Raw genomic sequence first — 11,520 nt, forward strand, 5'->3', positions numbered from 1 at the left:
TTATAGGTTATTAGTCCGCCATAAAGATAAGGCAGTCCCTTCTACAGTACAAGCTGTTTAAGGTAACGTTATCAATAATATAAGACATGAGCAACTGATTAATTGCTACCTTTAAACTGTAGAGTAAAGGTTGGGTATTTGGGATCGTCAGCATCGATTGGTAAGCTGCCTGTGTTCAATACGGCTTGTTTTGCGGCTTCATTGACAGCTTCATCAGGTCCTGAAGCGGTAACATTGGTGATATTACCGCTGGCATTGACCGTAATTGTGAGGGTCGCACGCTGGGTTGAGCCCTTTGCCGCAGTCGGTGGGTTATAGTTACGTCTGATGAGGTTAATGATTTCACTATTACTGGCGCCGCGACTGCCACCTGACGCTGAGCGGCTGTTGCCTTTTGAAGGGCTTGAGGTTGTGCTATCACCAGATAAAGTCGACTGCCCATCGTTTGATAGACTAAGGGTTTGACCTGAACTACTAGAGCCGCCCGTATTGATTTCTATATTTCGGTCGGTAGCAGTTGGGCGCTTAATCTTGGGAGGATTGTTTTGTTTATTGCGGAAATCCCCAAGCCTTTTTTGCTCTTCAATCAGCTGCTGTCGTCTTTCTTTTTCAATCTGGTCATGTTCTTCTAAGACGGATTCGTCTAAGCGCGCGGCCCACTCAGCCATACTGCGCTCATACTCTTGGTTTTGCTCAAGTAGGCGTTGATGCTGCTCTTCACTCATGAGCATCGGACTAGTAGCAGATTCATCCGAGCGTGTGAAGACAGGCACTTGCTGAGAGTTTGGTTGAGCAGGATTTGGAGTGCTGACGCTTCCATCAAAGGCTTCTGTTGGCGTAGCTGAACTACTTGAGCCGCTTTCCGCTTGCATGGCACTGGCTGCGGCGGCGCGATTGGCGAGGATTTGACCTTGCATCTCGGCTAACTGTTCAGGAGATACCATGGTCGTTTCAATACTACCTGCGGTCTCAACGTCCATATTTTGGTAGGTATAGATAAGTATACCAATGACAAGACCATGTGCCAGTAAACTGAGCAGCGTGGGTAAGGTTAGCCCATTGCCTTCGGGTTCAGTTGGTACATAAACGGTTGGAGCCTTGTGCATGGTAGTGATACTCAAAAACGTGATACTAAAAGATAAGCTACATCAGATTATCTGCTTTATTATAACCGGCTACACCAAAACGGCTGTTTTTTAATATTATAAAATGATTAAACCGCTGGTGTGGGCAATGGAGCGCCAGTTAATAGTCCAACCTTCTGAATACCAGCTTGTTGCAACGTTGCCATCAAAGTCATGATAGCGCCATATTGATTGTTTTGGTCGGCATTAATCATCACTTGTACTGGCTGAGCACCGGCATCACTGCTTTGACTTTGCAAAGTCGAGAGGGTATCAATCAGCTCAGGCTCACTAACAGGTAAGTCAACATTGCTCTCATAACTGATAAAAATCTCGCCGTTACCGGTCAGAGATACAATGACTGGTAGCTGGCTTTGACTCATGGTGTTGGTTTGCTCTTTTGGCAAATCAACATCGACGCCAGTAATCAGCATCGGCGCGGTCACCATAAATATCACGAGCAGCACAAGCATTACGTCGATATAAGGAACAACGTTCATCTCCGCATTCAGTGCTTTTTTTTCACGGCGATAGGGACTTTGTTTCATAGACCAGCCACCTGAGTGCTTTGGTTGGCTTGGTTGGCTTGGCTTACTTGAGTGCTAGGCTGCGGGCTTTCATTACTGGTTTCGCGCTGCAGCATACCCGTCATCTCATCACAGAATAAGGCACGTGAATCATATAAGCGACTAGATTTGGCAGTAAAATGGTTATAAGCCAATACCGCAGGAATAGCGGCAAACAAACCCATAGCGGTGGCAATCAATGCTTCTGCAATGCCTGGTGCTACAGCGGCTAGGGTAGCCTGTTCATTTTGTGACAAGCCCAAAAAGGCATTCATGATACCCCAAACGGTGCCGAACAGACCGACGTAAGGTGCAACGGAGCCGATACTGGCAAGCGTTGTAAGTCCTGATTCCAAAAGTAGCTGCTGACGACCAAGACCCACCCTAAGCTTACGCTCAACGCCATCGATAATGTCATCTTTTGGTTGACGTTTTTTGTGCATTCTTAAGTATTCAGAGAATCCAACATAGAAAATCTGCTCAAGACCTTGGCGCTCAGGTGAGCCCTGAATACCTTGATACAATTTTGCCAAATCTTCACCCGACCAAAACCACGCCTCGAACTGTTGGTCAAAGTTTCTGGCAGTGCCAAGCCGCGCACTCATACGAAAAATAATCACCCAACTGAGTAACGATGCTAATAACAATAGAACCATCACGATCTGAACCAGCAGGCTCGCTTGAGTAATAAGGTCGATAATATTTAAGGATTCAGGCATGTAAAGGACTCATGGATAATTAATAATAGTCATTAAAAATAGGGTGCTCATATTAACCCCCTAGTGTACTGCTAATCTTGGTAAATATCATTAATAATGTGTTAATTACATAATGAGCAGTTTTTTCCTAAAATTTATGGTGACAGCACTATCATTTTATAATATTGTCCATATGGTCAACTATTTTTTGCTCTTTTACTGACAAGTTCATGGCATTCATTGAAATTATCTATTTATTTCCATAGAATGTTATGATTTGTTGCTGTAATTTTTCACAGTGGTTTTATTTTTAGCAAATCTTGTGTGGCTAAAGGATTAAAAACATCATCTCCAACCGTAGTTTATAGCGTCATTTACAGTCGCAATTTGGAAGCGTCATTTATCGTCGCAATTTAGGTGTATTTTTTATGTTTGAGTTAAAAGCGGCATTTATCGTCGCAATTTGGAAGCGACATTTATCAATACCATTTGATAATGATAATTTACTCACTGCAATTTGGAAGCGACTCCTATGAACGCAATTGAACGATATTTTGGAATCGATGGTCAGAACACCACGATCAAAACAGAGATTTTAGCGGGTGTAACCACGTTTTTAACGATGGCTTATATCATATTTGTCAACCCTAATGTACTTGCTGATGCCGGTATGGATAAAGGCGCAGTATTCGTAGCCACCTGCCTTGCCGCGGCCATTGGTTGTTTTATTATGGGGATTTATGCCCGCTTGCCAGTTGCACTAGCGCCTGGCATGGGACTCAATGCCTTCTTTACTTATGGCGTGGTTTTGGGTATGGGCTACGCGTGGCAAACGGCACTTGGTGCGGTATTTTTGTCAGGTTGTATCTTTATCCTATTAAGTTTGTTTAAAATCCGTGAAATCATTATTAATTCTATTCCGGTCAGTATTAAACAAGGTGTTGTCGCTGGTATTGGTGCATTTTTGGCCTTTATTGCGCTACAAACCGCAGGCGTTATCGTGAATAATGATGCGACGCTGGTGGGACTTGGTGATATGACCTCGTTTTCACCTGCGATGGCAGCCCTTGGTTTTATTGTCATCGTGGGTTTGTCACATAAAAAAGTACCAGGTGCGGTCACTATTGGTATTTTACTAGTCGCGCTTATCAGTCTGCTCACAGGAAATACGCAGTTTTCAGGTATTATTTCAGCACCGCCACCTATTGCTCCAACGCTAATGCAGCTTGATATTGCTGGCGCGTTTGATGTGGCGATGATCAGTGTTATTTTTGCCTTCTTATTCGTCGATTTATTTGATACGGCGGGTACGCTGATTGCAACCACCACTCAGGCAGGTTTGATTGGTAAAGATGGTAAAATCCCGAATATGGGTAAAGCGCTACTAGCAGATTCGACGGCAACGGTAGCTGGTACTTTCTTGGGCACGTCATCGACGACAAGTTACATCGAAAGTGTGTCAGGTATCGCATCAGGTGGTCGTACTGGACTGATGGCAGTGACAGTTGGTGTGTTATTTTTACTCAGTGTGTTCTTTTCGCCACTTGCTGGTATGATTCCAGGATATGCGACTGCGGGCGCTATCTTTTATGTAGCAGTACTCATGATGGAAACATTAAAAGACGTCAAATGGAATGATTTAACAGAAGCCGCTCCGGTTGTGGTAGTGCTATTGTTTACGCCTTTGACCTATTCTGTCGCTGACGGTATTGCACTTGGCTTTATCACCTTTACTGCCATCAAGGTAGTCGCTGGTAAATTCTCTGACATCAGTATTCCGGTTTGGATATTGACAGTAGTATTACTGGCCAAGATCGTTTTTATCTAGCTTTTTACATTGACTAATGCTCAATGTTAAGCAAGGTTGATATTGCTGTAGAAATATAGTTTAAGCCCTTCTTATTATTAAATGATAAGAAGGGTTTTTTATGCTTAATTTTCCTATTGTTTCAAGATAGTCGTGCCAACTGTTTGATTCCTAAAACAATTAATCATAAATAGTAAATCAGAAATTATAACCAAAGCGTCACGTTTGGGAATGCGTTAATAACTGTTTGTTTTTTAACACTATTATAATTGGCTAAAATGCGTAATATTGTTAGTTTGAAAATTTATTTCATGGTAATATGCGGATATTAAGCGCATCACCTCAATCAACGCCGTAGAGGTTTTTCTTATCAGTGAATCAGCATTGCATATTGCCACTTTATATTGCAAACACTCTCCTTTCACTACTAACAAGAAGAAGGCACTAATGCCGCTTAGTTTTATGTTGTTGCCTTTGTATTGTTGACGTAGTCCGTTGCACAGTCAAACGATCTACTTGACCTTTTCCAGCTTATGCTGGATTTTCTCGTTTTTTAATATTGTCGTGTGTTCTGTTCATTGTTATGTATGTTATCAAAGCCGGATGACTCACACTGCTTACTAGCTGATTGTGATCGATTACTGTTTTCGATAGGGTAGATGATAAACCGTTTCAATACTTTAGCCTTACGACGTTGTTTTAGCGCCACAATATTTAAAAGTCACAATATCAAAAAGTTTCAATGTTAAAAAGCCTCAGCGCATCACTTATGATGGATTTTCAAGTTATGGAGTTGTTATGAACCCAGTAGAGCAATTTACCCCGCAAGAGCCGATTTTATTTAATCCTATTGATTTGTTATCACCAGAATATATTGCTCAGTCATCAACAGAGCTACATGCGCGTATATCGCCTTTGTATAGCGTGGATGAAGAGCGCTGGTTGACGCAGTTATTGCCACTTGCTAAACCGACAGATGCCGAGCGTGACAGTGCAGCTACGCAGACGCGTCAGCTGGTTGAGCATGTGCGCAATGATGGTAAAGCGGTAAAAATGGTCGACTCATTATTGCTTGAGTACAGCTTGGATACCCAAGAAGGTGTTTTGCTCATGAGCTTGGCGGAAGCCTTGATTCGTGTGCCGGACAATTATACGGCTGATGCGTTGATTCATGACAAGATGAGCGTCGCTGACTGGAAAAAACATTTAAAAAATGACAATGGTTTTATGGTCAATGCCTCAACGTGGGGCATGATGATGACAGGTCGTGTGGTGAGCATCGATAGTGAGACCACGGCATCTGGATTTTTGGATCGTATGACCAAAAAGATGGGTGAGCCTGTTATTCGTAGTGCTATGCAAAAAGCCATGCGTATCATGGGACACCAGTTTGTACTTGGCGAAACGATTGAAGGCGCTAATAAAAATAGCCAGCCATATCGCAATAAAGGCTATACCTACTCATTTGATATGTTGGGTGAAGCGGCAATTACTCATAAAGATGCTGAAAAATACTTTAATGATTATTTGCATGCTATCAAAGCCACTGCAAGTGTGAAAGTTAAAGAGGGCATGCCGAAGCCATCAGTTTCGATCAAGCTGTCTGCATTGCATCCGCGTTATGAAGCCACCCAAGAAGAGCAAGTCATGGGGCTGTTGCGTCAACGCTGCTTATTGTTGATTGAAGCTGCACGTGAGGTAAATGTTGATATCAGTATTGATGCCGAAGAAGCCGATCGTCTTGAGATATCGCTAAAACTATTTGAGTCTTTATATCGCGACAATCTAACAGCGGATTGGGATGGTCTTGGCTTAGTTGTACAAGGTTACTCAAAGCGTGCAATTGCTATTTTGGCTTGGCTGGCACGCTTGGCAACTGAGGTTGGCGACCGTATTCCTGTACGTCTAGTAAAGGGCGCTTATTGGGATACAGAGATTAAGCTTGCTCAGCAAAAAGGTCTCTCAGGCTATCCGGTCTGGACGCGTAAAGAAGGCACGGATACTGCTTATCTTGCCTGCGCACGTTTCTTATTATCAGAGCATTTGCGTGGTCTTATTTGGCCACAGTTTGCAACGCACAATGCGCACACGCTTGCTTCAATCATGACTATGAGCTCGCACAGAGATTTTGAGTTCCAGCGTCTGCATGGTATGGGTGATGCGCTTTATGACCATATCTTACAAGCTTATCAAATCCCTGTGCGTATCTATGCACCGGTTGGCGCTCATAAAGATCTGCTGCCGTATTTGGTACGTCGATTGCTCGAAAACGGTGCCAATAGCTCGTTTGTCCATCAGTTATTAGACAAGTCTTATCCAATTGACAAGCTAACTGTACATCCGTATGACAAGCTATTAACCAATGCAACGCTACACAATCCAGATATTCCATTACCGTTAGCTATCTATGGCGCACGCCGTGCCAGCTTTGGTCCCAATATCTTTGTAGAATCGCAGTGGATACCATTTAAAGCAGCTATCGATACGCATATACACAAAACATGGTCTGCGACTTCTGTTATTAATGGCAACGCAGTCAATGACAATACGGTAGATGGCGACACTCATCAGCTTGACAAGCAAGCTATATGCGCGCCTTGGAACCATGAAGTCATTGCCGGTGAAGTCGTCTATGCCAATGCTACTATCGCACAGCAAGCAATTGCGGCGGCAGTTGCTGGACAAGGCGAATGGCAAGCGGTTGCTGCTACTAAACGTGCGGCTATATTGCGTAAAATCGCGGACTTGTATGAAGAAAACTATGCAGAGCTGATGGCATTATGCCAAGTTGAGGCAGGTAAAACCTTACAAGACAGCATTGATGAAATCAAAGAAGCGGTTGATTTTTGCCGTTTTTATGCTGATGAAGCTGAGCGTTTAGATGATGTTATTTATGAGTTTACCGATTTGGCAGGCAAGCCATCGCGTCAAGTTTATAAAGCACGTGGCACCTTTATTTGTATCAGCCCATGGAACTTTCCATTGGCTATTTATACCGGTCAAGTAGTTGCAGCACTGGCTGCAGGTAATACCGTAGTGGCAAAACCTGCCGAACAGACGAGCTTAATCGCTCATTTCGGTGCGCAGCTTATGTATCAAGCTGGCGTGCCAGTAGAAGCATTGCAACTCGTGATTGGCGCGGGCGACGTTGGTGCTGCATTGACTGCTGCGGACAATATTGCAGGTGTTATCTTTACAGGTTCGACCCAAACGGCGCAGCGCATCAACCAAAGCCTAAATGCCCATGCTCAAGTCAGCGGTGAGCTGCCTGTCTTTATCGCGGAGACTGGCGGACAGAATGCCATGATTATGGACTCAACGGCATTGCCTGAGCAAGTGGTTAGAGATGCGGTATTATCTGCCTTTGGTTCAGCAGGTCAGCGCTGTTCAGCATGTCGTATCTTATGTGTACAAGAAGAGATGGCAGATGATTTGATTGAGCTATTGCAAGGCAATATGGCTGAATTAATCGTTGGCAACCCGCTATATGCGACTACAGATGTGGGTCCTGTGATTGATATTGATGCCAAGCGCGGACTTGAAGCCCATATCGAACGCATGCGTGCTGAGCCAACGGCTACGATTTTGGCGCAGACACCGATGAGTGACAGCTCAGAGGTCAGTCAAGATCAAGCAACGTTTGTATTGCCAACGGCGATAGAAGTAAAAAGTATCGATGTGATCGGCGGAGAGCATTTTGGTCCTATTTTGCATGTACTGCGTTATGAAGCACGTGATCTAAATAAGCTGATTGATGCGATCAATGCGACGGGTTTTGGTTTGACCTTGGGCATCCATAGCCGTATTGAAAACACGGTAGAGCACATCGAGCGCCGTGCCTTTGTCGGCAATACTTATATCAACCGTAACCAAATCGGCGCGGTCGTCAACGTACAGCCGTTCGGTGGCTGCGGTCTATCGGGCACAGGTCCCAAAGCAGGTGGTCCACATTATGTCGCCCGTCTGATGAGCTTAACGACAGAGCAGTTGGCTAATGAGCAAGTGGCTCTGATAGACAATACCGCTGCAACCAGTACTCAAACAATAATCGCATAAGGAGTAGCACTATGGCGACTGAATTCAAAAAAAATCATGGCCAAGTTTGTGAAACTTGGCGTTTGCTTGGCGCAGTGAATCGTGCCACTTATCTGCAAGAAGCCGCACCAAGACTGGCATTATTGACCGGTGATGCCAATAAGGCAAAGCGTCTGTTCAATCATTTATTGAGCGCCGCACCCATGCTTGACGAAGAGCACCGTATGACTGGTGCTACGGGCGAGTCAAATGACTTGTACGTGACAGGTCGCGGTAAGACGATGGTTGTTGGCGGCGAGTCTGCTCGCGCTATGGCAGTGCTTGGGCAATTGCTAGCAGCATTATTGACGGGTAATGAGGTGATATTGCATTGCCCAAGCCAAGATGAGATGTGCATTGAAGCGGCAAAAATCCTCTATGAGAGTGGCATCAGTGATGATGTGCTGAGTGTCGCCAATGACTCACAAACCGTCACGCTTTTATACATCGATCGCCTTGCGCAAGTGGCTGTTTCTGGTAATCGGCAAGAGGTGCAAGCGGTCAGTCAAGAGCTTGCTAAAACTGATGGTATGTTGACGCAAGTCATTAGCGTCACTGATATGGACGGCTTATCAGAGATGCTAACGCCTGATTATCTATACCGCTTCGTCACTGAGCGTGTAAAAACCATTAATACCACTGCCATTGGCGGAAATGCAAGCTTGTTAGAGCTTGGCACATAGAAGTAACAGCAATAATTTAGTACAGGCAACCAATAATCTCATGAGAAGTTAAAAGATTAGCTTATTGCCAATAAAGAAATAGCTCGAATAATAAAAACGACGATCAGTCATTATTCCCAAATATTTGGTGAGTAATTGCTGGTCGTTTTTTTATGCTTAAATTTAGAGGTAGGATAGGTAGGTATTTTAGTAAATACTCACTTTAGTAATGAAGTTTCTTGGCTTTTCAACCAAAATAAGGTATTTTTTGAGTTGTAAGTTAAACAAAGATGGTGATAATATAAGTTAACCGTTTAGTCAGCAATTATTCACTAAATGGTTAATAACTCCCTTTAACACGGAACGTTGACGTAAGCTAAGCCTCGGAAGTATGTTTTAACGGTGCTTATATTCCTCGATTTTCCGATAGAGTAGTCGTCATTGAGACGATACCCAAACCCTTTATAATGCTTTTGTATTTGCTAAAGATGCTCATCCATCATAGGTAAATTAAAAAGTTCAAACCGCAAACAGATTAAGCCTGAGCAAGTCAGTAGTCAGATAGGCAGTCAGCTTATTCAATACAGTTATAACTCTCAGTATTGATGTAGGTATGATGATCATCATCGTATAAATTTTATTAACATGGTAATTAAGTACTCACTTAAGGGCAGCGCATTTGTGTGCAGTTATCCTTTAAGATACTGATTGTTAAGATTTTATGATTCGATTAAAGATAAAGCAGTTTTTTATCTTCCTTTTATTCTGACAGCTGAGCATTGCTATGATTCATTTTTATTTGAACGGTCAATATAAGCAATTAACTGACCTCAATCCGAATACCACGGTGCTTGAGTATTTGCGCTTGCACGAACGCCAGACTGATACCAAAGAAGGCTGCGGCAGTGGCGACTGCGGAGCCTGTACGGTAATGGCGCAGCGCTTACCTAGCAGTGGTGAAGATTCTTCTGATTTGCCTTTTTATACCCTTAACGCCTGTATCACGCTACTGTCATTGATGGATGGTCATCATATAATGACGTCAGCTTATATCGCGGACAATCCTGAACATCATCCAGAACGTGCTTTATTGCACCCAGCGCAGCAAGCAATGGTCGAATGCCATGGCTCGCAGTGCGGGTTTTGTACGCCTGGATTTGTGATGACGCTGGCCAGCACCTACGAGAATCATCGTCTGCAAGTCGCAAAGGGAACCATTAAAGATGATTTAAGCTACGATGATATCGTGGCTTCAATTGGTGGGAATCTTTGCCGCTGTACAGGCTATCGTCCGATTATCGAGGCTGGTTTGGCAATGAGTGAGATTGGTAGACAACGCGATGCTGATCAGACGATCGCCAAAGACTTGACCATCAGTTTAGCGACAGATGCGATGGCAAATAGCAGACAAACCGTTTCAAGCGAAATGGGCGCTATTGAGCCTGCACTTACTCAAGGGTCACGTAAGTTATTCATTCCACAGTCTGTTGCTGAGCTCAATCAAGTGCTCGCTGCCCATCCAAAAGCGACCATTTGGGCAGGTGGTACGGACTTAGGTTTGAGTGTGACGCAACACTTGGTTGATCACGATATTATCGTACAACTGTCAGCGATTGACGAGCTAAAATCTTGGTCACTACAAGCGTTAAGCTTAAATACTGATGAGCAGTCTAAAGGCGATAGCGAAGTAGAGTTTTTAGTATTGGGTGCTGGCATGAGCTATAAGAGCATGTTGCCTGCGCTTGAACAGCATTTCCCTGCGTTTGCCAATTTGTTTGAACGTATTGCTTCTCCGCAAATCCGTAATATGGGCACTATCGGCGGTAACGTCGCTAACGCTTCACCGATTGGCGATTTGCCTCCCATTCTATTGGCATTAGATGCTCATATTCATCTGCGTCATTGTGCTGCTATTGACAATGCTAGTAACAGCGCTACTGACAATATCAATGTTAATAATGTCTATTCAAATCAAGTATCTAGTATTGATGAAATCATTCCTTTATCTAAATTCTTTTTAGATTATAAAAAGACCAAACTACGTGCTGGTAGTTACGTGGTTGCCGTTCATATTCCGCTGATGCAAGATCATCAGTATCTCTATATTCATAAGATTAGTAAGCGTTACGAAGATGATATCTCAGCGTGCTTGCTTGCTGCGCGACTTGATTTGTCAGCGGATGGCATGACTATCCAAGATGCAAAATTTGGACTTGGCGGCATGGCGGCGATACCTTTATTGGCAGCAGAATGTCAGCAGGCACTAATTGGACAAGCAGTAAATGTTGCCAGTTTCGAGCAGGCAGCACAAAGGCTACCTAATGATGTCTCACCGATGACCGATGTGAGAGCCAGTCGTGAGTATCGTATGCATGTGATGCAGCGGTCAATCATTAAGTGTGGCAAGCAATTGGTTGCTGATGTGCAAGCGGTAGATGCGTAAGGAAACATATAGCAAGTAAGCTCGGAAAGAGCTAAATAGACGGCATTAGTGTTTGAACTTGCTTGATTATGCTAACTCACCTAACTTTCGCATCGCTAAAAGATACAGTCAAAACGCTATTGTTAGAGAGATAGGTTTTGCTAAAA

Annotated in this window: 7 protein-coding genes; 4 read left to right on the forward strand and 3 right to left on the reverse strand. The window is 43.8% G+C overall.

Going from position 1 to position 11,520, the window contains the following annotated elements; translation table 11 throughout:
* Positions 1–98 precede the first annotated feature (98 nt).
* The 3 genes from VLA57_RS09615 to tolQ all read right to left on the reverse strand — a co-directional run bounded on the left by VLA57_RS09615 (position 99) and on the right by tolQ (position 2,409).
* The gene (locus VLA57_RS09615; protein ID WP_133104209.1) at positions 99–1,106 is read right to left on the reverse strand and encodes a cell envelope integrity protein TolA; all 1,008 of its coding nucleotides are present in this window, start codon (positions 1,104–1,106) and stop codon (positions 99–101) included.
* Between the two features lie 107 nt (positions 1,107–1,213).
* The gene (gene tolR, locus VLA57_RS09620; RefSeq protein WP_133104210.1) at positions 1,214–1,672 is read right to left on the reverse strand and encodes a protein TolR; all 459 of its coding nucleotides are present in this window, start codon (positions 1,670–1,672) and stop codon (positions 1,214–1,216) included.
* Complete coding sequence (tolQ, locus tag VLA57_RS09625) at positions 1,669–2,409, reverse strand: protein TolQ (RefSeq protein ID WP_133104211.1); 741 nt, start codon at positions 2,407–2,409, stop codon at positions 1,669–1,671. The genes tolR and tolQ overlap by 4 nt, the downstream gene beginning before the upstream one ends.
* 511 nt (positions 2,410–2,920) lie before the next feature.
* Here tolQ and VLA57_RS09630 point away from each other — a divergent pair.
* The 4 genes from VLA57_RS09630 to VLA57_RS09645 all read left to right on the forward strand — a co-directional run bounded on the left by VLA57_RS09630 (position 2,921) and on the right by VLA57_RS09645 (position 11,374).
* Positions 2,921–4,216 carry an NCS2 family permease gene (locus VLA57_RS09630; RefSeq protein ID WP_020443341.1) on the forward strand — a complete coding sequence of 432 codons (1,296 nt, stop codon included), beginning with the start codon at positions 2,921–2,923 and terminating at the stop codon, positions 4,214–4,216.
* Between the two features lie 777 nt (positions 4,217–4,993).
* Complete coding sequence (gene putA / locus VLA57_RS09635; RefSeq protein WP_133104212.1) at positions 4,994–8,251, forward strand: bifunctional proline dehydrogenase/L-glutamate gamma-semialdehyde dehydrogenase PutA; 3,258 nt, start codon at positions 4,994–4,996, stop codon at positions 8,249–8,251.
* An 11-nt stretch (positions 8,252–8,262) separates the two neighbouring features.
* Positions 8,263–8,952 carry a 1-pyrroline-5-carboxylate dehydrogenase gene (locus VLA57_RS09640; RefSeq protein ID WP_011280520.1) on the forward strand — a complete coding sequence of 230 codons (690 nt, stop codon included), beginning with the start codon at positions 8,263–8,265 and terminating at the stop codon, positions 8,950–8,952.
* Between the two features lie 763 nt (positions 8,953–9,715).
* Positions 9,716–11,374 (forward strand): xanthine dehydrogenase small subunit, encoded by a 1,659-nt coding sequence (locus VLA57_RS09645; RefSeq protein ID WP_133104213.1) that lies wholly within the window; start codon positions 9,716–9,718, stop codon positions 11,372–11,374.
* Positions 11,375–11,520: the final 146 nt, after the last annotated feature.

The organism is Psychrobacter sp. S4(2024) (assembly GCF_036861305.1).
Taxonomy (GTDB): Bacteria; Pseudomonadota; Gammaproteobacteria; order Pseudomonadales; family Moraxellaceae; genus Psychrobacter; species Psychrobacter cryohalolentis.

Bases quoted from the DNA above. Each gene is read 5' to 3' on its own strand.
- VLA57_RS09615 (WP_133104209.1), bottom strand. From the start codon at position 1,106: ATGCACAAGGCTCCAACCGTTTATGTACCAACTGAACCCGAAGGCAAT.
- tolR (WP_133104210.1), bottom strand. From the start codon at position 1,672: ATGAAACAAAGTCCCTATCGCCGTGAAAAAAAAGCACTGAATGCGGAG.
- tolQ (WP_133104211.1), bottom strand. From the start codon at position 2,409: ATGCCTGAATCCTTAAATATTATCGACCTTATTACTCAAGCGAGCCTG.
- VLA57_RS09630 (WP_020443341.1), top strand. From the start codon at position 2,921: ATGAACGCAATTGAACGATATTTTGGAATCGATGGTCAGAACACCACG.
- putA (WP_133104212.1), top strand. From the start codon at position 4,994: ATGAACCCAGTAGAGCAATTTACCCCGCAAGAGCCGATTTTATTTAAT.
- VLA57_RS09640 (WP_011280520.1), top strand. From the start codon at position 8,263: ATGGCGACTGAATTCAAAAAAAATCATGGCCAAGTTTGTGAAACTTGG.
- VLA57_RS09645 (WP_133104213.1), top strand. From the start codon at position 9,716: ATGATTCATTTTTATTTGAACGGTCAATATAAGCAATTAACTGACCTC.